A 24965-nucleotide genomic window follows, 5' to 3' on the forward strand; every position below is an offset into this window, starting at 1 on the left:
GCCAATTATCGAATCATCTGACTGCAGCAAATTGTGGACACACGCAGAGTTCCCTGTCTCAAACAGACACGGGATATGCAAATGTCCAAGATCCACCCCGCCAACCTCGCTGCTGCCGCGGCGTCCAAAACCCCCATCGGTTCTCCGGGCGCTTGCCCATTGCGGCAAACCCATGTGCAACTGTTGCCCTTGGCTTATGGCCTGGTGGAACGACTTCACGACCCGGTTGCCGAATTGAAGTTGCCATATGCCCTGACCGCGCGGCCAATGGGCATTCGCCGATTGCGCGACGGCTGGCTGTACATCATCGACAGCCTCAGTGGCGAGTTGTACGAATACCGCGTGCTCGACGGGATTATCACGGCGTTGCTGCACCAAGGTAAAAACGTCACAGAAGATCAGCGTGCAGCGATCGAAGAACATCCGGCGTTGATCTTTTCGCGCAAGAGCACGCTGTATGTGACGTTTGCCGAGGTGCAGTTGACGGCTGCCAAATGCCGACAAGTGCTGGACAGCACGGAAGAGCGCGAGCACTTCATGCAGGCGGTCGATCTGGGGCCGGTCAATTGCCTGGTTGGCGGCGAGCATTTGTTGACCGTCGAGCAGACCCGGCGATGGCTGGCGGAGGTGGCGACTGGCGCTGAACCCGTTGCCGAAACCGATGCGACGCGGATGCCGGCGGTGCAGGTCAGCGATGCGCCGGAGCACGAGCGCGAGCCGTATCTGTGGGAGCAGCCGCGACGCTTTCGCGAGGCGCACATCGGCGAATTTCTCGGTCGCGTGCGCGGGCCGTATCAGGACGACACGCTGTTTCTGCTGGTCAATGATGACTTGGGCGTGATGCGTGATCTGGCCGAGTATCAGGATGTCGTGGTCGGCTGGGTCGAAGAGTGGAGCAACAGCGGCAACAACGAGCGCGATTACCTGCTGGCCAGTTACATCGAGTCTTTGAGCCAGCTCGGCAGCGTAGATTTCGACAGTCTGGCCAAGGCCAGTGACGATCCGCGAGCCAAGGCGTTTTATGCCGAACTGGAGCAACTGTCCGAACCGGATCGGGAAAATACGCGCAAGGCGGTGCTTGAGTATTTGAACAAGGGCGGCAAGGTTGAGCCCGCTTCTGCAGAGGCAACGCCAGAGCTTTCGCAACTTCGCGAAAAGGCCCTTGATGATGCGTTGGCGTTAAATCGATTCGATGGTTTAGCGCCGGACGCCAAGGCTTATGGTCGCGCTACCGCCGAGGCGGATCGACGTTTCTATACGCGCGAGTATTTTGCTGAAGTCGCCCCGCGAGACTTTGTCGACCGGCACCTTTCGACACTGGTCGACCTCGGCAAGAATCAGGACCGGCGCATGCGCGACGTGCTCGACGGCCCGTTCCTCAGCGGTAAACGCGGGGTCAACGACCTGATCGACCGCCCGGCGATGGACGACGTCCTCAACCGTCACCGCGACAACCTCGGCCGCTGGAACCGCTTGCTCGAACGCATCACCGCCGACCGCACGCAGTTGCTGATCGCCGGGCGCTTCCATCGTTCGGCCTGGTACTTCGACGCACAAGTCGCGACGCAAATCGGCCAGGCCCTCAGCACCGAATACGCCTGCCTCAAGGACCTGTGCCGCAGCGACACGGCCAGCGAAGAGATGCTCGGTTATCTGGAGGAGCACCCGGAACTGACCCGAACCCTGTTCTACACCTTGCCGCTGCGCCTGCAAATCCAGCAGGCCGGGCAGTATTCAACGCTGTTCAACGCCGGCATGGCCACGTTCAACAATCTGCCGGACTGGCTGGCCAAACTGAAAAAGATCGAACAACCGCAACTGCCGGCCCTCGACGATCTGCCCGAACACACCCGCACCGTCGCGGCCGCCGTGCAGGACACCTACAGCCCCGCACTGAATCTGGGGCTGAACCGCGTACTGGAAGGTTTCGACCTCTCAGGCGAAAAAATTCCCGAGCTGGATGAACTGTTCCAGCGGCTGCCCAAAGCCTTGCGCCTGCGTCTCTTCGACGCGGCAAAAACCAGCGGCGTGACCTTCACCGTCGCCAGCCCCGCCGAACAGACCGCGCTGCAAGGCGCGATCAAGGAAATGCTGCGCGAACGCGAATACCTGAAAACCCTCAACCGCGAACGCAACCAGCTCACCCACAACAAGAATCGTCAGGGCCATAAAACGGCGCGGGCGGTGGAATTGCAGGAAGAGATTGTGCGGGTGCGAGCGCAATTGACGCTGTTCGAAGGACGGTTGGCGGCGGCGTTGAGCCCTATCGAAGAACTGCCGGATCGCTCGGCGCGGCTGTACGGCGCGACACCGGCTCGCGCAGGGGTGACAGTGGTGTTTCCACCGGCGCAGCAGGGAGAGTTAAGGAGTTTGTTGGGGAATATTCGGTTGGGAGTGAGTGGGGTGTCGGCGGGGAGTTTGGTGAAGACAGAGGGGATGGGGTTGGTGGTGGTTTTGGTGCAGGTGGTGAATTTGTTGGGGGCAGCAAAGGAGCTGAAAAAGCAGTCCAGGAACGAACGGATTTGGGGGCCGGTTCTGAATGCCTTGATGACCACCGGTGCTGCTGGCTTCACGGCGGCACAGAGCTTGGCTGATACGGCATTAAAAGCCCGGAGTTCGACGCTTGTTGCTGGGCTTCAACTCCATGTCTTGCAGCATGTGCATGTACAGATGGGGAAGTTGCATATTGGACTTGGTGCGCCGACCTATCTTTTGGGCTTAATTTCATCGCTTACGAGTTTAAATACTCAACAAAAGCATTGGCAGGAGGCGACGCGCAGCGGGAATCTCGCAGCTCAAAACAGCGCGGCACTCGCAACCTCAGGTGCTGGAGGCATGGTGGCTGTCAACACCTATGGCTTGAGCAATACTGTCCACGCCACTTTCCAGGTGTTAACAGCTCCGAATAGTGCGGCACGAACTACCGCTTGGGCTGCCGCTGGTACTCGTCTTTCCACAGTATTCTTCCGTTTCAATCTGGCGGGTGCTCTGTTCACGGTGTTGGAACTTAGCGGAACGTGGTTGTTTGGTCGCTACAACATCAGCGCCCATGACAAATGGCTGAAAATCACGCCTTGGAGCCGAGATGCTGAGATGCGCGGTGACCATTCACTGGACGACTATCAAAAGTATTTGGCTTTTCTGATACACGCTCCTTACGCACAACTTGGTCCAAGTCCGTACGATTCCTGGCTGAAAAACCTGTTGCTCAAAGCCAAGCCAAGCGATATCCATCTTGTCCTGCCAAGATTGACATTGAGTGATCTTCTGCCTCCTCTAGGCGGTAAGGCGACGTGGCGGCTTGGCATTGGAGCGCACCGTATTTCCATTCCCCTGCACAGTCGAGGAGTACTACGAGAGCGCAAAGACGTCATCAGCGATGAAGTTTTAAGCAGCCTGCGTATTGTCAAATCTTCGCCCGAAGGACTAATGCTTTGTCTTCAGTACCCGGTGGATTCCGATTCTGAAATCACTCCAGCAAAAGAAACACTGGAGCTGGCAGTTTGTATTCAAAACTTGAACGATAAAGGCGAGTGGGCGTCGCGGACCCGCGTGATCCATCTCGATCCTCGCGGAGAAGGCCACTTCGCTGTAGTCGTTCCCCAGTTGGTAAAAGAAAATCCACCGGTGTTGCTTGTTGAAACCCAGTTTTTAGAGCGAGCCGATCATGCCGAATAATCTCGATAAGCCAATAGCTACTCCGATGCTTGAGCAACCACGAAAAGCAGGCGATATCGAGTTGTTTCCGGGTGGAAAAATCACATATCTCTCTCCGCTGCCCTTACCAACTCCGATGCCTGCTTATGGCCCACATATTGGCGAACTGAATGATGGGTATATGGACTTCGGGATGGGTTCTCCTCAAATATTTTCATGGCAAGTTATCTTGGGCGGGCCATTCAGCGTTGCATGCATGATTGCCTTTCTGTTTCCCCTCATCGGTGGTTTTCTGTTCTTTGTGTTCGGGATGGGATGGGAGGACATTACCCACGCCATACGAGGGATTTTTCATGAGGCTTATGGGAAGGCCTTTCTTGCTCTTTTTTTAGGTTTTGTCATTGGCCTCGCCGTCTGGCACCACAACCACAAAAAACGCGCCTCAATCATCCCAACCCGCTTCAACCGCCAACGCCGCGAAGTCTGCTTCATGCCCGCAGGCGAAACCGAACCCGTCTTCGTCCCATGGGAATCGCTCTCCGCCTGGGTCATCGAAGCCCAAGGCGCGACCCAGTACGGCATCCACCGCCAATACGGCATGGGCATCGGTTTCTACCAAGGCGAAACCCTCACCAGCCTCGAATTCCAATGCGCCGGCCTGCCACTCGCCATCAGCCACTGGGAGGCCATCCGCGGCTACATGGAATACGAGGTCAATGACCTCAAATCCATCCAGGACCTGCAAGACCTGCAAGGCCCCGACGACCCACCCCACGAAGGCCTGCACACTTTCCGCAATGCCCGAGCGCGCATGCATCAGCAGATCCGCGAGGGCTCCCGCACACGTGTTTCGGGCTTTTTCTGGTACCTCTACCACGTCATGACCTTGTGGACGATTCCCAACCACCTCGTCGAATGGGAAGTGCGTCGCCTCGAAAGAATCGGCAAGCAAGCACTGCCTGAAGTCATGCGCGAATGGTCAGAACCGCTGCCGCAAGACCAATGGGCCAAACCCAGTGAGGAGCTGCTGCAAATGAGTGAGCAAGTGCGGCAGATGCAAAAGCGTCAGCCACATCGACCGATCACGGAAATCTTCGCCGAGGTGCACGCGACTGGTCACGCGACAAAGCAAGGGGCGTGATTTGCCAGTAAACTCCCCTTCTTTTCGCCGCCTTATTCGTCCTTGCGGCCCTTTGATCAAAATGCGGAGTCCACCTTGCGTCTGTTCCACACCTCCGACTGGCACCTTGGGCAAAACCTGCACGGCCAGGAGCGCGATTTCGAGCACGCCTGTTTTCTCGAATGGCTGCTGCGCCAGCTGCAACTGGCGCAGCCGGATGTGCTGCTGATTGCCGGGGACATCTTCGACACGGTCAATCCGCCGGTCAAAGCCCAGGAACGCCTTTACGATTTCATCGTCAGCGCCCACGAGCAGCAGCCGTTGCTGACCATCGTGATGATTGCCGGCAACCACGATTCCGGCTCACGAATCGAACTGCCGGCGCCGCTGATGCGCCGTTTGCGCACCCATGCGTTGGGTCGGGTGTTGTGGCTGGATGACGGCCAACTGGATGCCGAACGCCTGCTGCTGCCGTTGCCGGATAAAACCGGCGAAGTCGCCGCGTGGTGCCTGGCGCTGCCGTTCCTGCGCCCGGCGGAGGTGACTGGCGCGCATCTGGGCGACAACTATTTGCGCGGCATCGGTCAGGTGCATGAATGGCTGATCGAGGCGGCCAACGCCAAGCGCAAACCCGGTCAGGCGCTGATCGCGATCAGCCACGCGCACATGGCCGGCGGCTCGGTGTCGGAAGACTCCGAGCGCAGCCTGATCATCGGCAACGCTGAAGCCCTGCCCGCCAGCCTGTTCGGGCCGAGCATCAGTTACGTCGCCCTCGGCCACTTGCACAAGCCGCAGAAGGTCAACGGTGAAGAACGCATTCGCTACAGCGGCTCGCCGATTCCGTTGTCGTTCTCCGAGATCGGCTATCAGCACCAGATTCTCGACGTCACCCTCGACGGCGAAACCCTGGTCAGCGTCGAGCCGAAACTGATCCCGCGCTCGGTTAACCTGCAACGCATCGGCCCGGCACCGCTGGCCGAGATTCTGCTGCAACTGGCCGATCTGCCGAACATTGATCTGCTCGCCGAAACCCAGCGGCAACCGTGGCTGGAAGTGCGGGTAACCCTCGATGAACCGCAGCCGGATCTGCGCCATCAAGTCGAAAGCGCCCTGCAAGGCAAAGCCGTACGCCTGGTGCGCATCGCCGCCGAATACGCCGGCAACCGTGGCGCTGACGGTGTCGAAGATGGCACTGCGCTGGTCGAACTCGACCAACTCACCCCGCAAGAACTGTTCAGCCGCGCCTGGCTCGATAACTACGGCAACGAGGTCGATGAGCAGACGCTGAAGGACTTCGCCGAACTGCTGCAAGACGTGCAACTGGAGGGCGAGCAGCCATGAAAATTCTCGCCATTCGCTTGAAAAATCTCGCCTCGCTGGCGGGGCCGTTCGAGATCGATTTCACCGCCGAGCCATTGGCCAGCGCCGGTTTGTTCGCGATCACCGGCCCAACCGGCGCCGGTAAAAGCACCCTGCTCGACGCCTTGTGCCTGGCGCTGTTCGGCGCCGTGCCGCGCCTGAACAACACCGGCCGTGATGCGAAAGTCCCGGATGCCGACGGCGAAATCGCCACTGGCGACCCGCGCACCCTGCTGCGTCGCGGCACCGGCGAAGGCTATGCCGAGGTAGATTTCGTCGGCGTTGATGGCCGTCGTTATCGGGCGCGCTGGGAAGCCAATCGCGCCCGCGAAAAGGCCGGCGGAAAGCTGCAGGCCAGCCGGCAGAGCCTGCGCGACATCGATCAGGATCAACTGCTCGCTAGCCAGAAAGGCGAATACAAAACCCAACTGGAAGCCGCGCTCGGCCTGAACTTTGAGCAGTTCACCCGCGCCGTACTGCTGGCGCAGAGCGAGTTCAGTGCGTTCTTGAAAGCAGACGACAACGACCGCAGCGAACTGCTGGAAAAACTCACCGACACCGCGCTGTACACCCGCCTCGGCCGCCGCGCCTTCGACAAGACCAAAGAGGCCCGCGAAGCGCACAAGCTGTTGCAGGATCAGGCCACCGGTGTGACCCCGTTGGCACCTGAAGCCCGGGCCGAGTTGGATGAGCGCTTCAACGCTGCGCAACAGCAATTGAAGTTGCAGCAGGCGCAGCTCAAGCAACTTGAGCAACAGCACGGCTGGCTCAAGGATTTGCGTGTGTTGCAGGACGCGCAGCAGGCCGCCACCGAGCAGCTGCACAGTGCCCAGCAGACCTCGGAAGGTCTGGCCGGCGAACGCATGAAACTGACACGACTGGAGCAACTCGGTCCGCAGCGACATCAGTTCGCACGCAAAACCGAACTTGATGCGCTGCTGATACCGCTGGCCGCACAAATTGCCGCACACACTCAGCAGCACGGCGAACTGACTGAGCGCCAAACGCAACTGGAGCAAACTCTGGAAGCGGCGAAAGTTGCCCTGAGCGAAGCGCAGCAGCGGCAAAGCGAAAACACGCCGCTGTTGCGTCAGGCCTTTGACGAGCAAAGCACCCTCGCACGTCTGGCCAAGGATGTCGCGCAAAGTGCCGAAGCCAAGCGCACCGCGCAGCAGGCTTGCACCGAGGGCCAGAATGCCATTCAAGCCTTGCAGGAAAAACAGACTCACGTCGCCGAGCGCCTGCAACGCATCGCCATCGAACTGGAACAAAGCGCTCATCTGGCGCCGTTGAGCGATGCGTGGAATGCCTACCGCGATCGCCTGCAACAGCTGATGCTGATCGGCAATCGTCTGAACAAGGGGCAGGCGGAACTGGCGAGCCTCGAAGAAAACGCCACGCGCAGCGCCGAAGCTCTGACCACGCAGAAGCAGCAACTGGAAGTACTGTTCAAAGAGGCCGGCGCCGAACCCGATGCCGTCGCCGAGCAAATCGGCATCCTCGGCACGCTGCTGCAGGACAACCGCAAACAGCTGCGCGCCTTCGAAGACCTGTCACGCCTGTGGGCCACGCAACAGGATCTCGACAAGCGCAGTGGCGAGCTGCAACAACGTCAGCTCAGCGCCCAGCAGGAGCGCGAACGACTGACTCAGGACGGGGTGAAAAGCAAAGCCGAACTGACCGTCGCCGAACAAACCCTCAACGTCACCCGCGAGCTGCTTGAACGCCAGCGGCTGGCGCGCAGTGCCAGTGTCGAAGAGTTGCGCGCGCAGTTGCAAGACGATCAGCCGTGCCCGGTCTGCGGCAGCAACGAGCATCCGTATCATCAGCCCGAAGCGCTGCTGCAAAGTCTTGGGCGGCATGATGAAAGCGAGCAGGCCAATGCCCAGAAAGTCGTCGATCAGCTCAAGGAAAAACTCATCGAGCTGCGCGCCGAAGTCGGTGGCGTGATTGCTCAGCAGAAAGAATTGCTGCAACAGCAGGAACAACTGGCCAGCCAGCAGCAAGCGTTGACGCCTAGCCTCGATGCGCATCCGCTGGCCGCACAGTTGTTCAATCAGGACGCCGACAAGCGCGATGCCTGGCTCGCCCGGCAAAACGAGCAACTGAACCAGAGCATCACTCAGGACGAACAACGCCAGAGCGCCCTGCTCACCCTGCAACAGGACGCCGCGCGTCTGACCCAGCAATTGCGTCAGGCCGAAACCGCGCACCAGCAGGCCGCGCAGCATTTGAGCAATCAGCAGCGCGAATTGAGCAGCGACCGTCAGCGCCTCGACGAAGAACTCAACGCGTTCGGCAATTTGCTGCCGGCCGATACCCTTGAAGCCTTGCGCCAGGAACCGGCGGCAACGTTCATGCAGCTTGACCGGCAGATCGCCGAACGTCTGGCGCAGGTCGAACAGCACAAGGAAGAACAGGCCGAGCAACAGCAGCGGCAACAGACGCTGGAGAAAGAGCAGGATCGCCAGCAGACCCGCGCACAGCAGTTGCTCAGCGCCGAACAGCAATTCACTGCGCTCACCGAGCAACAGCAAGCCTGCCAGCAAAAACTCGCACAGTTGCTTGGCGAGCACAGCAGCGCGGAGCACTGGCAGCAGCAGCTCGAGCAAGCGGTCGAACAGGCGCGCAACGCCGAAACCGCTACCGCGCAGGAACTGCAGAACGTGCGCACGCAACTCGTGCAGATCGCGGCCGAGTTCAAAGCGCAGCAGGAACGTTTGCAGGCGCTGCAAAGCGAAGATCAGGAACTGGCCGGCAAGATTGCCGACTGGCGCGCCCGCCATCCTGAGCTGGATGACGGTGGCCTCGAAGATCTGTTGCGGGTCGATGACGGGCAAGTCGCCGAGCTGCGCCAGCGCTTGCAGCACAACGAAAAAGCCATCGAACAGGCCAGGGTGTTGTTGCAGGAGCGTGATCGCTTGTTGCTCGATCATCAGGCGCAGCACAACGGCAACCTCGATGCCGAACAACTGGCCAGTGCCCTCGCTGAGCTGCAGAGCCAGTTCACCGTCAGCGAACAGCAATGCGCCGAACTGCGTGCCGAACAGGTCGAAGACCAGCGCCGGCAGAACGCCAATCAGGCGCTGGCGCAGCAGATCGCCTCGGCCTACGCCGAATATCAGCGCTGGGCGCGACTGAGTGCCTTGATCGGCTCGGCCACCGGCGACACCTTCCGCAAGATCGCCCAGGCCTACAACCTCGACCTGCTGGTGCACCACGCCAACGTGCAGTTGCGCCAACTGGTCAAACGCTATCGCCTCAAGCGCGGTGGCAGCATGCTTGGCCTGCTGGTGATGGACACCGAAATGGGCGACGAACTGCGCTCGGTACATTCGTTGTCCGGTGGCGAGACGTTCCTGGTGTCGCTGGCGTTGGCATTGGGACTAGCGTCGATGGCGTCGAGCACGCTGAAGATCGAATCGCTGTTTATCGACGAAGGCTTTGGCAGCCTTGATCCGGAGTCGCTGCAACTGGCCATGGATGCGCTCGATGGCTTGCAGGCGCAGGGCCGCAAGGTCGCGGTGATTTCCCACGTGCAGGAAATGCACGAGCGGATTCCGGTACAGATTCAGGTACAGCGTCAAGGCAACGGTTTGAGCACACTGGAGGTGAAATGAACACGCTGTACTCCTTCCGCCGCTGCCCGTACGCCATGCGCGCGCGGATGGCGTTGCGTTACTCGGGTGTACCGGTGGACATCGTTGAGGTCAGCCTCAAGGCCAAGCCTGCCGAGATGCTGGTGATCTCGCCCAAGGGTACGGTGCCGGTGCTGAATGCAGAGGGTCGGGTGATTGATGAGAGTCTGGAGATCATGCGCTGGGCCTTGGCGCTGAATGATCCGGATGATTGGCAACTTGACGGCGATTCACGGATTGCTGAACTGATTGAAGCGAATGATCAGGGGTTCAAGGTGCATTTGAATCGCTATAAATACGCCGAGCGCTATCCCGAGCAGCCGATGGAGGTTTATCGGGCCGAAGGCGCGGTGTTTTTGCAGCGTTTGGAGGGGTTGCTCAATGATCGTGATTACTTGCTGACTGATCATCCGAGCCTGGCGGATATCGCCCTGCTGCCATTCGTTCGGCAGTTCGCCCATGTGGATCGCGAGTGGTTTGCGCAGACGCCATATCCGCGATTACAGGCATGGTTGCAGCGCCTCCTCGAATCCGAGCTATTCACCTCGATCATGAAGAAATAACCCTTACCTTCCTGCTTGATGATCGTTCCCACGCTCTGCTTGGGAATGTCTCTCGGGACGCTCTGCTTTCCAATCGGACGCGGAGCGTCCGGGGCTGCATTCCCACGCGGAGCGTGGGAACGATCAGTCAAGCGCTTTACGCCAGCGCTTGGCACATGCCGAGCGCCATGCAATCCACTTCGAACGGCCCGAGAAAATCCGCCGAGACTTTCACCGGTGGATTGCCGGCCATCAGCCCCAACGCATTCGCCCGTTCGATGTTGTGCGCAATGTTGTGATTGGCCTCTATGGCCCGCGCCAGCCCACCAACCGAGCCCTGGCCGATACCTAATAATGAAGCGCCGTTGGTGAAAAACGCCAAACCGGCGACCACCCAGAGTCTGTAGCCTTTCATGCTCCGCCGACTCCCGCGAGTTCGGCCCGGTCGACCATCACGCTTTGCGAGCGGACTTCGAACTGGATGCCGGCGTGGGCAACTTGAATCGGGGCTTCGAAGGTATGTTCCATCTGCGAGGCGATGCTGACGACCAACACTACGGCCAGGTAAAGACCGATGGCCAGATAGGCGCCGCGTTTGGCTGAATGAAGGATTGCGCTGGCCATGGTGTTCTCCCGTGGGCATGTTTCGATGTCCACAGAATCGATCAAAAAAGCCGTGGCAACCACTCAGGGTTTTCCATAGTAAACATCAGCTTCGTTGATTATTTAGCCAGTCTATTTGCAAGTTTGAAGAAACCTATCGTGCTGCGAAAAACACACGCACACGTGTAGGAGTTGCCGAAGGCTGCGATCTGATCGTTCCCATGCTCAGCGTGGGAATGCCTCTTGGGACGCTCTGCGTCCAGTGACGCGGAGCGTCACGGGCTGCGTTCCCACGCGGTGCGTGGGAACGATCCCAAGGGCAAGATCAAGACTGCAGCCTTCGGCAGCTCCTGCAAGGGAGTTGTGTGCAGACTTTCAGTGTTGGGCTTTGTGATCCAGGGCGGCGTAGAAGTTGGCGCTCTGCTGCAGATATTTCTGGGTGTAACTCTGGGTGTGGGATTTTTTGCTGGTGATTTCAACGTTGGCACCGGCTGGCAGTACCACGGTGGCGGAGATGGCGGAAGCGGCAATCACGGAGAAGAGATTGAAGTTCATGGCGGTAACCCTCGTGTTCGGTTGGCTTGCTTGCCCGGTTGGGCCGTGGAGCAAACTTAACGCTCGAGGGTTGATCGCTTGAAATGCTTTGTAGCATTACCGGATATCAGCGCGATTAATACAAAGAGACAGGCCCCGTAAACCGGGGCCCGTGGCTTATTGTCGCACTAGAAACTTGAGGTCGCTCGGCGCATCCATCGGCAGTTTCTGCACGGTTTTGCCGAGCAGACCGGTCTTGCCATCGCGCTCGACGACGACAATTTCGTTGCTCTTCTGGTTGGCGATCAGCAGGAATTTGCCACTCGGATCGAGGCTGAACTCGCGTGGGTGATCGCCGTCCACCGAACGCTTTTGCAGCTCTTTGAGCTGGCCGCTCGCCGGATCAATCGCGAACACCACCAGTTGATTGGCGGTGCCACGGTTGCTGACATAGAGAAACTTGCCATCAGCCGAGGCATGCAGCGCCGCGCCGGCCTTGTCCGAGGTCGGCTGGCCGGCGGCCAGATCGACCAGTTGCGTCTGGGTCAGCACGCCGTCGTGGTAATCGAACACCGCGACCTGCGCGCTCATTTCCATGGTCAGCCAGGCGTGTTTGCCATCAGCGCTAAACAGCAGATGACGCGGGCCGCTGCCGGCCGGCAAGGGCACTGCGGCGGTCATCGCCGGCGTCAGCGGCAAGTCCGGGTTGGCCTTCGGATCGAACAGGTAGACAAAGATTTTGTCCGCACCCAGATCGTTGGAGAATACGTAGCGGCCGTCCGGCGAAGAAACCGTCGAGTGCACGTGGTTGGAGGCCTGGCGCTCAGGATTGATCCGACTCGCCGGGTGCGCGCTCATCTGCACCACTGGTTTGAGTTTGCCGTCGGCGCCAACTGGCAATACCGCCAGCGTTCCACCCGGATCTTCCATCACCGAATAGTTGCTGACGAACAAGTGGCTGGCATCACCGCTGAGGCTTGAATGGGTGGGTTCGTTGCCCAGGCTCTGCACTTGATTGATCAGGGTCAGGGCGTGGGTTTTCGGATCGATCGAATAGCTGCTGACGCGACCGACCGGGTCTTTCTGGCCCGGGCCGTTTTCATTGACCACGAACAGGCGTTTCTGATCCTTGGACAGGGTCAGCCACGACGGGTTTTCACTTTTCACCACTTGCAGCGGTTTGGCGGCGATCTGGCCGGTGGCGCTGTCGAAGTTCATTCGATAGAGGCCCTGGCTGGTGTTGGCGGTGTAGGAACCAACCAGCAACTGGAAGTTCTCGGCGGATGCGCTGGAAAGCCCCATGGCACCGACGCTGCCAGCCATCAGCAGCGGCCAGAATTTACGCATTTTCATCAGTGTCATCCTCATCGTCGCTGCTGCTGACTACGTCACCATGGCAGACCAGACGGTGTTCGCCGATCGCTTTGGTTTCATTGAAATAACCGACGATCAGCCAGCTTTGCAGTGAGTCATCAAACGTTGCCGCTGCAACCTGCGCCGGAGTGAACTCCCAATGCTTGGCCGCTCGGCCATCGATGCATTCGATGTGCAGGTTGTCGTCTTCATCGAGGGCGAATTCGAAGGCGTGCAAGCCGTCGATTTCGACCATACCGCAGTGTTCGAGGGCGTTGAGAAGGGTTTGGGCAGTCATGGCAAACAGTCTTTCTAGGGGGAAAGGGCCAATGATAGCTCATTGACGATGCAGAACCCCTGTGGGAGCTGGCTTGCCAGCGATAGCAATCTGTCAGTCACATCTATATTGGATGTGCCGCCGTCATCGCTGGCAAGCCAGCTTCCACAGTGATTTGCGGTGTGGATTAGAGAGCGTCGCGTGAGGGCTTGCCGTCAACCAGGCGCTGGATGCGCAGCGGGTTGGCGTTTTTCAGCGGCTCGGGCAACAAGCTGTCCGGGTAGTTCTGGAAGCATACCGGGCGCAGGAAGCGGTCGATGGCCAGCGTGCCCACCGACGTGCCACGGGCATCGGACGTCGCCGGATACGGCCCGCCGTGCACCATCGAATCGCACACCTCGACACCGGTCGGATAACCGTTAAGCAGAATTCGCCCGACCTTTTGCTCCAGCAACGGCGTCAGCTCGGGGAAACGTTCGAAGTCCGCCTGCTCGCCAATGATCGTCGCCGTCAGTTGCCCATGCAGGCCGTGTAACGCGGCGCTGAGTTGCGCTTTGTCTGCCACTTCGACAATTACCGTGGTCGGGCCGAACACTTCTTCCTGCAACACTTCATCGCCATCGATCAACAGGCTTGCATCGGCCTTGAACAATTGCGGTTGCGCCTGATTGCCCTGCTGTGGATTGCCGGCCAGATGCTCGATGCCGGAGTGTGCCAACAGTTTCTGCAAACCTTTACCGTAGCTGCCGAGGGTGCCGGCGTTGAGCATGGTTTGCGCCGGTTGATCGCCGATCAAACCGGCGACTTGCTGCACGAAAGCGGTGAATTGTGGCGAACGGATGCCGATGACCAGGCCCGGATTGGTGCAGAACTGACCGCAGCCTTGTACCACCGAGGCGGTGAGATCGCGAGCCACGGTGTCGGCGCGCTCGGACAAGGCCTGCGGCAGGACGATCACCGGGTTGATGCTCGACATCTCGGCGAACACCGGGATCGGTTGCGGGCGCGCAGCGGCCATGTCGCACAGTGCGCGGCCACCCTTGAGCGAGCCGGTGAAACCGACCGCTTGAATGGCCGGATGCTTGACCAGCCATTCGCCGACGCCACCGCCGTAGATCATGTTGAATACGCCGGCCGGCATCGCAGTTTTTTCTGCTGCACGAATCACCGCGTCAGCGACCAGCTCAGCCGTGGCCATGTGGCCGCTGTGAGCCTTGAACACCACCGGGCAACCGGCAGCCAGCGCCGAAGCGGTGTCGCCGCCCGCCGTGGAAAATGCCAGTGGAAAGTTGCTTGCGCCAAACACGGCGACGGGGCCGAGACCAATGCGGTATTGGCGCAGATCCGGACGTGGCAGCGGTTGGCGATCCGGCAGTGGCAGGTCAATGCGCGCACCGTAGAAATCACCGCGTCGCAAGACTTTGGCGAACAGGCGCATTTGCCCGCTGGTACGTCCGCGCTCACCCTGAATGCGCCCGGCCGGCAGCGCTGTTTCGCGGCAGACCACAGCGACGAAATCATCACCGAGCGCATCAAGCTCATCGGCAATCGCGTCGAGAAACTGCGCGCGGCGTTCGGCGCTGAGGCTGCGATAGGCCGGATAGGCTGCGGCGGCGGCTTTGGCTGCAGCGTCGACCTCTTCAACCGTGGCCTGAATGAAATCGTGCGGCAATTGTTCGCCCGTCGTGGCATCGACGGATTGCAGTTTGACGTCGCCAGCAGCACTGCGCTGACCGCCGATGTAGTTGTGACCGAGAATCTGAGTCATGGGATCTCCTTAAAGGGTGCCGATGCTGTCCGGCTCGAAAGCGGCCGCGATCGGCACGATGCCGTTGACCAGCGGTGCGCCGAATTCGGCCTGGCTGATTTCGAACAGGTCGCCCGGTTGCGTGCGGATACCATCGGCGAACGACAGGGTCGCGGTGCCGAAGAAGTGAATGTGCACGTCGCCCGGACGGAGGAACTGCCGGTATTTGAAATGGTGGTATTCGAGGTTGGCGAGGCTGTGGCACATGTTCGCCTCGCCGCTGAGAAACTCGTTTTGCCAGAGCACTTCGCCGTCACGCAGGATGCGACTGGTGCCTGCCAGATGTTGAGGCAATTCACCGCTGCGAAGTTCCGGGCCGTAACTGCAACTGCGCAGTTTCGAGTGCGCGAGGTACAGGTAATTCTTGCGCTCCATGACGTGGTCGGAGAACTCGTTGCCCACCGCAAAACCGAGGCGGTAAGGCTTGCCGTCGTGGCCGATCACGTAGAGGCCGGCCATCTCCGGTTCCTCGCCGGCGTCCTCGGCAAATGGCGGTACCGGGAAAGGTTGCCCCGGACGCACAACGATGCTGCCGTCGCCCTTGTAGAACCATTCTGGCTGCACACCGGCCTGCCCCGCTGCCGGTTTGCCGCCCTCCACGCCCCATTTGAAAATGCGCATGGTGTCGGTCATCGCCGCTTCGTCGCCAGCCTGCTGGTGCATTTTGTCCCGCGCCGAAGCGCTGCCCAAGTGGGTCAGACCGGTGCCGCTGATCAACATGTGCGCCGGGTCCGGATGGTCGAGGGGCGGCAGGATGCGCAGTTGCGCCAGTAGCTCGGCGTAATCGTGGCTGATGCCGAGGCCGAGGGTTTGCACTTGCTGCTCAAGGGAGTTGCCGGCCTCGATGGCGGCCAGCGCCAGATCGCGCACGCTGCGCGCGTCCTGCACTTCGCGCACCAGACCGTTGTCGACCACGCCGACGCGGCGCTCGCCGTTGCTTAATTCGAATTGAACCAGATGCATATGTCCTCTCCTGTCTACAAAACTTCGAAACACTGCAAAACCCTGTGGGAGCTGGCTTGCCAGCGATGGCAATCTGTATGACACATCAATGTTGAATGTGCCGCCGTCATCGCTGGCAAGCCAGCTCCCACAGGTTCCTTGGTGATTGATAGCGGGGCTCAGGTACGGGTGGCACCGCGTGCACTTGCTGCGAATTGGTCAACCGGGAGCACGTGTTTGCGCTCCAGCACGCGATAGACGATGCCGGTCAGAATCAAGCCGAACACCATCACCCCCGAGAGGAAATACAAGCCGGACGCCAAATTGCCGGTGTACTCCTTCAACGCCCCAATCACAAACGGCCCGATGTACCCGCCCAGATTCCCCACCGAATTGATCAACGCGATTCCCGCCGCCGCACTCGCGCCAGCAAAGAACCGCCCCGGCAACGTCCAGAACACCGCCGTGCAGGAAAACAGCGCAAACGCCACCAGACACAGCGCCGCCAGTTGCGCCACTGGCATCGACAGCCACGCACTCATGAACAAGCCAATCGCGCCCAGCACATACAGAACAGCCAGATGCCCGTAGCGATCATTCAAACGATCAGAACTGCGCGGCACGATCAGCAAGCCGCTGATCCCGAAGATGTACGGCACCGACGACACGAAACCGGTGACCAGATCGCTGCCGCCGAACTGTTTGATCAGCGTCGGCAACCATAGACCGAGGCCATAAATGCTCAACGTCACCGGCAGATAGAACAGCGCCAGCAGCAACACACGTTTGTCTTTCAGCGCATGCAGCGGATTGCCGTGGCGGGTCTGGCCGTATTCCTGCAGATCCTTTTTCAGCTCGCCGGTCAGCCAGTCTTTTTCCGCCTGATCCATCCATTTCACTTGCTGCGGGCCGTCCGGCAACCAGCGCAGCACCGGCCAGGTCAGCAGGATCGCCGGGGTGCCGATGACGATGAACAGCCACTGCCAGCCGTGCAGGCCGAGGACGCCATCCATGCCGAGCAAACCGCCGGATACCGGGCCGGTGATCATCATCGCGATCGGCTGGGAAAGAATGAACAGGCCGAGAATCTTGCCGCGATGGCGAACCGGGAACCATTGAGTGATGTAGTAGAGAACGCCAGGAAAGAACCCCGCCTCGGCCGCGCCGAGCAGAAAGCGCATCACGTAAAAACTGTGCGGGCCCTGGACGAAGGCCATGCCGATGGTGATCGCGCCCCAGGTGATCATGATCCGCGCGAACCAGCGTCGTGCGCCGAAGCGTTCGAGCATCAGGTTGCTGGGAATTTCAAGCAGGAAGTAACCAATGAAGAACAGCCCGGCGCCGAGGCCGTAAGCCGCATCGCCAATGCCGATATCGGCGCCCATGTGCAGCTTGGCGAAGCCGACGGCGGAGCGATCCACATAGGCGATCAGGTACAGCAGGATCAGGAAGGGAATCAGTTTCAGCGTAATGCGCCGGATTAGCCGCAGTTCCTGGCTCATGAGATCGGTCTCCGATTGTTGTTTTTATAGAACCTCGGGGGACGCCTCTCACGGTTAACCGTCAGGGCCATCCCTCCGTCGAAAACGACTATATAGTAATACTAATTTACCAACAACACTTCCAAACCTAGGATTTTGCGCTTAGATTAAGCCGTAGCTGGAACACTATAGTCATACAATAAGAGAATCGATCATGTCTGATAAGAAACCCACCCTGCGCTCCGCCCAATGGTTTGGCACGGCCGACAAGAACGGCTTCATGTACCGCAGCTGGATGAAGAATCAGGGCATCGCCGACCACCAGTTCCACGGCAAGCCGATCATCGGCATCTGCAACACCTGGTCGGAACTGACCCCATGCAACGCGCACTTCCGCCAGATCGCGGAGCACGTCAAACGCGGGGTGATCGAGGCTGGTGGCTTTCCAGTGGAATTTCCGGTGTTCTCCAACGGCGAATCGAACCTGCGCCCGACCGCCATGCTCACCCGCAACCTGGCGAGCATGGACGTCGAGGAAGCGATTCGCGGTAACCCGATCGACGGCGTGGTGCTGCTGACCGGTTGCGACAAAACCACCCCGGCGCTGCTGATGGGCGCGGCCAGTTGCGACGTGCCGGCCATCGTTGTCACTGGCGGGCCGATGCTCAACGGCAAGCACAAAGGCAAAGACATCGGTTCCGGCACCGTGGTCTGGCAGCTCAGCGAGCAGGTCAAGGCTGGCACCATCACCATCGATGACTTCCTTGCAGCCGAGGGCGGCATGTCGCGTTCGGCGGGCACCTGCAACACCATGGGCACCGCATCGACGATGGCGTGCATGGCTGAAGCGTTGGGCACTTCGCTGCCGCACAACGCGGCGATTCCGGCGGTGGATGCGCGGCGTTATGTGTTGGCGCACATGTCCGGCATGCGTGCGGTGGAGATGGTGCGCGAAGATCTGAAACTGTCGAAGATTCTGACCAAGGAAGCCTTCGAAAACGCTATCCGTGTGAACGCTGCCATCGGCGGTTCGACCAACGCGGTGATTCACTTGAAAGCCATTGCCGGGCGCATCGGCGTCGAGCTGGATCTGGACGACTGGACGCGCATCGGACGCGGCATGCCGACCATTGTCGATCTGCAACCGTCCGGGCGCTTCCTGATGGAAGAGTTCTATTACGCCGGTGGTTTGCCAGCGGTGCTGCGGCGTCTCGGTGAAGCCAATCTGATTCCCAATCCGAATGCACTGACCGTCAACGGCAAGTCGATCGGCGAGAACACCAAGGACGCGCCGATCTACGGCGAAGACGAGGTGATCCGCACCCTCGACAATCCGATTCGTGCTGACGGTGGCATCTGCGTATTGCGCGGCAATCTGGCGCCACTGGGTGCGGTGCTCAAACCCTCCGCCGCTACGCCGGAATTGATGCAGCATCGCGGCCGCGCGGTGGTGTTCGAGAACTTCGACATGTACAAGGCGCGGATCAACGATCCGGAGCTGGATGTCGATAAAGATTCGATTCTGGTGATGAAAAACTGCGGGCCGAAGGGTTATCCGGGCATGGCCGAAGTGGGCAACATGGGTTTGCCGGCCAAGTTGTTGGCCCAGGGTGTAACGGACATGGTGCGCATTTCCGATGCACGGATGAGCGGCACGGCGTACGGCACGGTGGTGTTGCACGTCGCGCCGGAAGCGGCAGCCGGCGGGCCTTTGGCGACGGTGCAGGAAGGCGACTGGATCGAGCTGGATTGCGCCACCGGGCGTTTGCATCTGGACATCCCGGATGCTGAACTGGCCGCGCGCATGGCGGATCTGCAGCCACCGCAGCAATTGTTGGTGGGCGGTTATCGTCAGTTGTACATCGACCATGTGCTGCAGGCGGATCAGGGCTGTGACTTTGACTTCCTCGTGGGTTGCCGAGGGGCTGAAGTACCGCGCCATTCCCACTAATACCGCCGCCCCCCTGTGGGAGCGAGCCTGCTCGCGAAGAGGGAGTGTCAGTCGACATCTATTTGACTGATATGCCGCCTTCGCGAGCAGGCTCTCTCCCACATTTGGTTTTGTGTACTCCCTCAAGATTGTGTCGTGCCTGCTATGATGCGCGGCATCTCCATCGCTCAGGATCGCCCCGCTCCCCATGGATTACCGCAAACCCTCCGACCGTAAAAGCATGCACTCGCGCATCGTCCAGGAACTGGGCATGCAGATCGTCTCCGGACGCTTTTTGCCCGACGACAAACTGCCCGCCGAAGCCTTGCTCTGCGAGGAGTACGCGGTCAGTCGGCCGGTATTGCGCGAAGCCACGCGGGTGCTGGTGGCCAAGGGGCTGGTGTACTCCAGACCGCGCGTCGGCACCGTGGTCAAAGCGCGCCGCGAATGGCACATGCTCGATCCCGATGTACTGCACTGGCTGATGCAAAGCAGCCCGCAGAATGAATTCTTCAATGTGCTGACCAGTGTGCGCAGCATTATCGAACCGGCCGCCGCAGCCCTCGCCGCTCAGCATGCGACCGAGGCTGATATCGCGGCGATTGGTGAGGCGTACCAGCGCATGGAAGCGGCGCCGACACCGGAAGCCTTGTTGCAACCGGATCTGGATTTTCACAGCCGGATTGCCGATGCGACGCACAATGATTTGCTGGCGAACCTGTGCAACATGTTGTCGGTGGCGATTGCCGAAGCGTTGAAGCATTCGAATCAGCGGCCGAATCTGCATGAATTGGCGTTGCCTCGGCATAAGGCGATTTTGACGGCGATCGAAAATCGGGATGCGCTGGGGGCTCGGCATGCGACGTTGGTGCAGCTGGATGATGCGCGTAGTGCACTAAGTGTCGTGCTCGGAACAGAACTGTCTTAACGCTTGAATCCTCTTGCCCTCACCCTAGCCCTCCCGAAACGTCGGACCGCCCAGAGGTAGAGGGGACCGACCGCGATGTCTTGCGTGGTACATCGACCTGAAAAACCGAGTCGATTATGGATTCACAGCTGGACGCTCAAGTCGGCGTAAATCTCCAATCTCCCCCAATCAGTCCCCTCTCCCTCTGGGCGGTCCGACGTTTCGGGAGGGCTAGGGTGAGGGGCTCTTGATCCTGAGCCACAAAAAAAGCCGCAACCCTAAGGTTGCGGCTTTGTCGTTTCAGGCTCGCAGATCAATGCGCAAACAGTGAATTGCCCTTCTGCCCCGCCAGTTTCTCCGGTTTGATCAGGAACTTCGCCAGTGCCGGCAGCAGCCACAGCGCACCGAACATGTTCCACAGCAGCATGAAGGTCAGCATCAGGCCCATGTCGGCCTGGAACTTGATCGCCGAGAAGATCCAGGTGCACACGCCGATCGCCAGGCACAGACCGGTGAACAGCACCGCTTTACCGGTGGATTTCAGCGTCTGGTAATAGGCTTCCTGCAACGGCAGCCCAGCACGCAGGAAACTCTCCAGACGGCTGTAGATGTAGATGCCGTAATCGACACCAATCCCCACACCCAGCGCCACCACCGGCAAGGTCGCAACCTTCACGCCGATGCCCATGAACGCCATCAGCGCGTTGCCGAGTACCGAGGTCAGCACCAGCGGCAGGACGATGCACAAGGTCGCTGCCCACGAACGGAAGGTGATCATGCACATCACCGCCACGCAGATGTACACCAGAATCAGGATGGTCAGTTCAGCCTGTTTGATGACTTCGTTGGTGGCCGCTTCGATCCCGGCATTACCGGCGGCGAGGATGAATTCCAGACCGTCCTTGTTATTCTCCTGGGCAAATTCCTGCACCGCATGCACCGCCCGATCCAGGGTTTCGGCCTTGTGGTCGTTGAGGAACACCAGCACCGGCGCCAGCGAGCAACTGTTGTTGTACAGACCGTCGGCGCGGGCAATCGAGTTGTTCAGTACGTCCGGGTTGCGCGACAGGGTTTCCCATTTCAGGTTGCCCTCGTTCATGCCCTTGATCATCTGCTTGGACACGGTCACCAGCGAGATCGCCGACTGCACGCCCTCGGTGTTCTGCATCTTCCACATCAACTCATCGATCGGCGCCATGGCTTCGTAGCGCGAGCAACCCTCAGCCTTGGTCTTGACCATCACCACCAATACGTCAGAGCTGGTGGAGTAATTGCTGATGATGAAGTTGTTGTCCTTGTTGTAACGCGAGTCCGGACGCAGTTCCGGCGCGCCCTGGTCGAGGTCGCCGATTTTCAGGTTCTGGCTGTACCAAAGGCCGCCGCCGAAAGCGATCAGCGCCAGCACCACCGAGATGCGGGCGACTTTCGGGTTGGCGAAATTCGACAGCAGGCGCCAGAACGGATGCTCGCGGTTCGCGTCTTTCTTGCTCCTGGCAATCGCGCGCTTGCTGATGCCGACATAGGAAATCGCCACCGGCAGCAGGATCAGGTTGGTGAACACGATCACCGCCACGCCGATCGATGCGCCGATGGCCAGTTCACGGATTACACCGATATCGATGATCAGCAGCGTGATGAAGCCCACCGCATCCGCCAGAATCGCGATCATCCCCGGCAGGAACAGTTGCCGGAAGGTGCGCCGCGCGGCGGTCAGGGCGTTGTCAGCCTCGCTGGATTGCAGGGCGATACCGTTGATCTTCTGCACCCCGTGGGAAATACCGATGGCGAAGATCAGGAACGGCACCAGCATCGAATACGGATCGAGCCCGAAGCCGAAGAAGTGCATCAAGCCGAGCTGCCAGACCACCGCCACCAACGTCGTACTCAGTACCGCAATGGTGCTGCGTACGCAGTTGGTGAACCACAGCAACAGGATCAGGGTGATGACGAAAGCAATGCCGAAGAACAGCACCACCATTACCAATCCATCGATCAGGTCGCCGACCTTTTTGGCGAAACCGACGATGTGGATTTTGACGTTGGGGTTCTGTGCTTCGAACTTGTTGCGGATCTTGTCTTCGAGTTCATGGGAGAACTTGCGGTAGTCCAGCGCGAGCAACTTGCCCTGGTCTTCCGGGTCCGGGTAGGACTCCAGCAGCGGGATGTCGACGATGCTCGACTTGAAGTCGTTGGCCACCAGACGCCCGACCTGGCCGGACTTGAGCACGTTGTTGCGCAGCAGATCGAGGCTGTCCTGCGAGCCGTTGTAGCTCTGCGGGATCACTTCACCGCCGGCAAAACCCTCTTCGGTCACTTCGGTCCAGCGTACGCTCGGGCTCCACAGCGACTTCAGGCCGGAGCGGTCAACGCCGGAGATGTAGAACACCTCGTCGTTGATCTGGCGCAGGGTCTCCATGTACTCCTTGGAGAAGATGTCGCCGTCCTTGGCTTCCACCGAAATGCGCACGGTGTTGCCCAGGTTGGCCAGATCGTTGCGGTGTTCCATCATCTTCTCGATGAACGGATGCTTGAGCGGGATCATTTTTTCGAAACTGGTCGACGGCCGGATCAACGTCGCCTGCCAGAACAGGAAAATGCTCACCACCAGGCAGATCAGGATCACTGCCGGGCGGTTGTTGAAGATCAGGCGCTCAAGAAACGTCGCCTTGTCCTGCTGAGGAGTGATCAAGGAAGTCATAGCCCCGCCTTCTTGTTATTGATCTCGGCACCGTTCGGCAGGGTGGTGTGAACGCCACCTTGCCCGCTCAGAATCAGATTGCCGTCGCCGGCAGCGGTGACGGACGACAGCGAGATGCGGTCCGGGCGGTTGAACACGCTGAACGTTTCGCCGTTGTCGCTGCTGCTGATCACCGAACCGCCGTTGCCGACAATGACGATCGAGCCATCCGGGAGCAAGGTTGCGCCGGACAGGCCGAACTCCAGCGATCCGCGCGCGGCTTTCAGCTCGACCTGCTCCCAGGTGCTGCCGAAATCCGTCGAGCGATAGAGATTGCCGCGCAAGCCATAAGCCAGCAGGGTCTGCGGTTGCGCGGTGCCGATCACGCCGAACAGCGAGCCTTCGTACGGGCCTTCGAGTTTTTCCCAGGTCTGACCGTCGTCGGCGGAGCGGAACATGCTGCCCGACTCGCCGACGATAAACAGCCCGGCATCCTTCACTGCCGCGATAGCGTTAAGGTGGAATTGATCTTCGTTGTCGAGGCGGTCGCTGACGTCTTCCCAGTTTTTACCGCCGTCAGTGGTTTCCAGCAGCGCACCGTACGCGCCCACGGCGAGGCCGCTGTTGACGTCCTTGAACCAGACGTCGAGCAGCGGCGATTCACGTTTGAGGTCTTCGAATTGCTTGGTCCAGGTCAGACCGCCGTCTGCGCTGGCGAGGATTTGCGCGTCGTGCCCGACCGCCCAGCCGTGCTTGTCGTCGACAAAGTACACCGCGGTCAGCAGTTGCCGGGTCGGCACCTTGGCCTGTTTCCAGGTTTTGCCCTGGTCATCGGAATAAAGGATGTGCCCGCGATCGCCGACCGCGACCAGGCGTGCGCCGGCGTGGACGACGTCGAGAATCAGGCTTTTCGCGGCTTTAGTAGATTCGGTGGCATAGACCACGTCAGCCGGGGCCTCGGCGGCAAGCACAGGTGCCGACAACGTGGCAAAGCCCAGCAGAGAGAGTGCTGTGGCCAGCAACGCGGTGTTGCGTAACGCCGGCGGGCGGCAACGACTCATAGACCTTCCCCTATTTATTATTGTTAGGCCATCTGGCCTTCAAGGGCGCCGCAAGTGTGCTCCGCTGATGGCTGCTCAGGAGCATAGTCCTGAAACCCGCAATCCAGAGCCACTTCGGAAGCTGGCTCATCCTATCGGGCTTTCGAAACGTCTGACAATCGGCGCCACGTTATCTTTTGTTAACCGAAAGCAGCTCTCTATAACAGATGAATTCCCTTGTAGGAGCGAGCCTGCTCGCGAATGCGGTGCACCAGTCACCCAGTTTATTGGCTGACCCACCGCTTTCGCGAGCAGGCTCGCTCCCACAGGGGTCAGAGGGGGTCTTGGAATTTGTGGTTGTCAGTGAATGCAGCGCCATTCGCCGGATGTATGACGCAATTCTTGCGAGGGGACTTGCACGATCGGTATTATGGTATACCATCATACGCACAGACACTCTCAATCCCCCTACGGAGCAGCTCATGAGTTTCGAAATTCGCAAGATCGTCAGCTATGTCGAAGAAACCTTCATCGAAGGCGGCAAAGCCACTGACAAACCAGTGACCATGGTCGGCCTCGCCGTGGTGATGAAAAACCCATGGGTGGGCAACGGTTTCGTTGAAGACCTCAAGCCGCAGATCCGCGCCAACTGCTCCGACCTCGGTGCACTGATGGTTGAGCGTCTGGTCGGCATCATCGGCGGTGCCGAGAAGATCGAGGCCTACGGCAAAGCCGCTGTGGTCGGTGCCGACGGCGAGATCGAACACGCCTCCGCCGTGATCCACACCCTGCGCTTCGGCAACCACTACCGCGAAGCCGTCAACGCCAAGAGCTACCTGAGCTTCACCAACAAGCGCGGCGGCCCGGGCACCTCGATTCAGATCCCGATGATGCACAAGGACGACGAAGGTCAGCGTTCGCACTACATCACTCTGGAAATGCAGATCGAAGACGCGCCGCGTGCCGACGAAATCGTCGTCGTGCTGGGTTGCGCCGACGGTGGTCGCCTGCACCCGCGCATCGGCAACCGCTACATCGATCTGGAAGAACTGGCCGCCGAAAAAGCCCAGTAATCACAATAAAAAGGCACTGCAGGAG

The 24965-nt window shown here is 59.7% G+C and carries 18 protein-coding genes; 8 read left to right on the top strand and 10 right to left on the bottom strand.

The features are described from left to right. Positions 1-81 precede the first annotated feature (81 nt). The 5 genes from RMV17_RS17245 to RMV17_RS17265 all read left to right on the top strand — a co-directional run bounded on the left by RMV17_RS17245 (position 82) and on the right by RMV17_RS17265 (position 10337). Positions 82-3678: a toxin VasX gene (locus RMV17_RS17245; RefSeq protein WP_311881392.1), complete on the top strand. Its 3597-nt coding sequence runs from the start codon at positions 82-84 to the stop codon at positions 3676-3678. Beyond that, complete coding sequence (locus tag RMV17_RS17250; protein WP_311881393.1) at positions 3668-4798, top strand: SoxR reducing system RseC family protein; 1131 nt, start codon at positions 3668-3670, stop codon at positions 4796-4798. Before RMV17_RS17245 ends, RMV17_RS17250 begins: the two co-directional genes overlap by 11 nt. A gap of 75 nt (positions 4799-4873) precedes the next feature. Beyond that, a complete protein-coding gene (locus RMV17_RS17255; RefSeq protein ID WP_034155609.1) occupies positions 4874-6118 on the top strand; it encodes an exonuclease SbcCD subunit D C-terminal domain-containing protein in 1245 nt (414 codons plus the stop codon). Then, positions 6115-9756, top strand: coding sequence for an SbcC/MukB-like Walker B domain-containing protein (locus tag RMV17_RS17260; protein WP_311881394.1), 3642 nt, complete (start codon positions 6115-6117; stop codon positions 9754-9756). The genes RMV17_RS17255 and RMV17_RS17260 overlap by 4 nt, the downstream gene beginning before the upstream one ends. After that, positions 9753-10337 (top strand): glutathione S-transferase, encoded by a 585-nt coding sequence (locus RMV17_RS17265; RefSeq protein WP_311881395.1) that lies wholly within the window; start codon positions 9753-9755, stop codon positions 10335-10337. Before RMV17_RS17260 ends, RMV17_RS17265 begins: the two co-directional genes overlap by 4 nt. Before the next feature lie 136 nt (positions 10338-10473). Here the strand turns inward: RMV17_RS17265 and RMV17_RS17270 are convergent, their stop codons facing one another. The 8 genes from RMV17_RS17270 to RMV17_RS17305 all read right to left on the bottom strand — a co-directional run bounded on the left by RMV17_RS17270 (position 10474) and on the right by RMV17_RS17305 (position 17334). Further along, positions 10474-10731 (bottom strand): hypothetical protein, encoded by a 258-nt coding sequence (locus RMV17_RS17270; RefSeq protein WP_311881396.1) that lies wholly within the window; start codon positions 10729-10731, stop codon positions 10474-10476. Then, entirely contained in the window at positions 10728-10940 is a 213-nt protein-coding gene (locus RMV17_RS17275) for a hypothetical protein (protein ID WP_311881397.1), read from the bottom strand. The genes RMV17_RS17270 and RMV17_RS17275 overlap by 4 nt, the downstream gene beginning before the upstream one ends. A gap of 354 nt (positions 10941-11294) precedes the next feature. After that, positions 11295-11474: a hypothetical protein gene (locus tag RMV17_RS17280; protein WP_034155605.1), complete on the bottom strand. Its 180-nt coding sequence runs from the start codon at positions 11472-11474 to the stop codon at positions 11295-11297. 156 nt (positions 11475-11630) lie between these two features. Beyond that, positions 11631-12806, bottom strand: a complete 1176-nt coding sequence (locus RMV17_RS17285) for a lactonase family protein (RefSeq protein WP_034155604.1) — start codon at positions 12804-12806, stop codon at positions 11631-11633. Then, positions 12793-13104 carry a DUF5629 family protein gene (locus tag RMV17_RS17290; RefSeq protein ID WP_008088034.1) on the bottom strand — a complete coding sequence of 104 codons (312 nt, stop codon included), beginning with the start codon at positions 13102-13104 and terminating at the stop codon, positions 12793-12795. Before RMV17_RS17290 ends, RMV17_RS17285 begins: the two co-directional genes overlap by 14 nt. A 166-nt stretch (positions 13105-13270) precedes the next feature. After that, positions 13271-14851, bottom strand: a complete 1581-nt coding sequence (locus tag RMV17_RS17295) for an aldehyde dehydrogenase (NADP(+)) (RefSeq protein ID WP_034155603.1) — start codon at positions 14849-14851, stop codon at positions 13271-13273. Positions 14852-14860: 9 nt separating this feature from the next. Further along, entirely contained in the window at positions 14861-15853 is a 993-nt protein-coding gene (gene araD1, locus RMV17_RS17300; RefSeq protein ID WP_311881401.1) for an AraD1 family protein, read from the bottom strand. A 158-nt stretch (positions 15854-16011) separates the two neighbouring features. Further along, positions 16012-17334 (bottom strand): MFS transporter, encoded by a 1323-nt coding sequence (locus RMV17_RS17305; protein ID WP_311881403.1) that lies wholly within the window; start codon positions 17332-17334, stop codon positions 16012-16014. Between the two features lie 193 nt (positions 17335-17527). Between RMV17_RS17305 and RMV17_RS17310 the strand changes: the two genes are divergently transcribed. After that, a complete protein-coding gene (locus tag RMV17_RS17310) occupies positions 17528-19264 on the top strand; it encodes an IlvD/Edd family dehydratase (RefSeq protein WP_108226767.1) in 1737 nt (578 codons plus the stop codon). A gap of 187 nt (positions 19265-19451) precedes the next feature. Next, positions 19452-20171: a FadR/GntR family transcriptional regulator gene (locus RMV17_RS17315; protein ID WP_047598391.1), complete on the top strand. Its 720-nt coding sequence runs from the start codon at positions 19452-19454 to the stop codon at positions 20169-20171. A gap of 292 nt (positions 20172-20463) precedes the next feature. Here RMV17_RS17315 and RMV17_RS17320 read toward each other — a convergent pair whose 3' ends face one another. Continuing rightward, a complete protein-coding gene (locus RMV17_RS17320) occupies positions 20464-22848 on the bottom strand; it encodes an efflux RND transporter permease subunit (RefSeq protein WP_034155599.1) in 2385 nt (794 codons plus the stop codon). Beyond that, positions 22845-23888 (bottom strand): YCF48-related protein, encoded by a 1044-nt coding sequence (locus RMV17_RS17325; RefSeq protein WP_311881405.1) that lies wholly within the window; start codon positions 23886-23888, stop codon positions 22845-22847. The genes RMV17_RS17320 and RMV17_RS17325 overlap by 4 nt, the downstream gene beginning before the upstream one ends. Positions 23889-24349: 461 nt before the next feature. On the opposite strand from RMV17_RS17325, the gene RMV17_RS17330 reads away from it, so the two are divergent. After that, positions 24350-24940, top strand: a complete 591-nt coding sequence (locus RMV17_RS17330; RefSeq protein WP_007917992.1) for an amino acid synthesis family protein — start codon at positions 24350-24352, stop codon at positions 24938-24940. The last annotated feature ends 25 nt before the right edge of the window (positions 24941-24965 follow it).

This window comes from Pseudomonas sp. VD-NE ins, assembly GCF_031882575.1.
GTDB classification, from domain to species: domain Bacteria; phylum Pseudomonadota; class Gammaproteobacteria; order Pseudomonadales; family Pseudomonadaceae; genus Aquipseudomonas; species Aquipseudomonas fluorescens_BZ.

Excerpts from the sequence above, each read along its gene's own strand:
- RMV17_RS17245 (WP_311881392.1), top strand. The coding sequence starts at position 82 with ATGTCCAAGATCCACCCCGCCAACCTCGCTGCTGCCGCGGCGTCCAAA.
- RMV17_RS17250 (WP_311881393.1), top strand. The coding sequence starts at position 3,668 with ATGCCGAATAATCTCGATAAGCCAATAGCTACTCCGATGCTTGAGCAA.
- RMV17_RS17260 (WP_311881394.1), top strand. The coding sequence starts at position 6,115 with ATGAAAATTCTCGCCATTCGCTTGAAAAATCTCGCCTCGCTGGCGGGG.
- RMV17_RS17265 (WP_311881395.1), top strand. The coding sequence starts at position 9,753 with ATGAACACGCTGTACTCCTTCCGCCGCTGCCCGTACGCCATGCGCGCG.
- RMV17_RS17270 (WP_311881396.1), bottom strand. The coding sequence starts at position 10,731 with ATGAAAGGCTACAGACTCTGGGTGGTCGCCGGTTTGGCGTTTTTCACC.
- RMV17_RS17275 (WP_311881397.1), bottom strand. The coding sequence starts at position 10,940 with ATGGCCAGCGCAATCCTTCATTCAGCCAAACGCGGCGCCTATCTGGCC.
- RMV17_RS17280 (WP_034155605.1), bottom strand. The coding sequence starts at position 11,474 with ATGAACTTCAATCTCTTCTCCGTGATTGCCGCTTCCGCCATCTCCGCC.
- RMV17_RS17285 (WP_034155604.1), bottom strand. The coding sequence starts at position 12,806 with ATGAAAATGCGTAAATTCTGGCCGCTGCTGATGGCTGGCAGCGTCGGT.
- RMV17_RS17290 (WP_008088034.1), bottom strand. The coding sequence starts at position 13,104 with ATGACTGCCCAAACCCTTCTCAACGCCCTCGAACACTGCGGTATGGTC.
- RMV17_RS17295 (WP_034155603.1), bottom strand. The coding sequence starts at position 14,851 with ATGACTCAGATTCTCGGTCACAACTACATCGGCGGTCAGCGCAGTGCT.
- araD1 (WP_311881401.1), bottom strand. The coding sequence starts at position 15,853 with ATGCATCTGGTTCAATTCGAATTAAGCAACGGCGAGCGCCGCGTCGGC.
- RMV17_RS17305 (WP_311881403.1), bottom strand. The coding sequence starts at position 17,334 with ATGAGCCAGGAACTGCGGCTAATCCGGCGCATTACGCTGAAACTGATT.
- RMV17_RS17310 (WP_108226767.1), top strand. The coding sequence starts at position 17,528 with ATGTCTGATAAGAAACCCACCCTGCGCTCCGCCCAATGGTTTGGCACG.
- RMV17_RS17315 (WP_047598391.1), top strand. The coding sequence starts at position 19,452 with ATGGATTACCGCAAACCCTCCGACCGTAAAAGCATGCACTCGCGCATC.
- RMV17_RS17320 (WP_034155599.1), bottom strand. The coding sequence starts at position 22,848 with ATGACTTCCTTGATCACTCCTCAGCAGGACAAGGCGACGTTTCTTGAG.
- RMV17_RS17325 (WP_311881405.1), bottom strand. The coding sequence starts at position 23,888 with ATGAGTCGTTGCCGCCCGCCGGCGTTACGCAACACCGCGTTGCTGGCC.
- RMV17_RS17330 (WP_007917992.1), top strand. The coding sequence starts at position 24,350 with ATGAGTTTCGAAATTCGCAAGATCGTCAGCTATGTCGAAGAAACCTTC.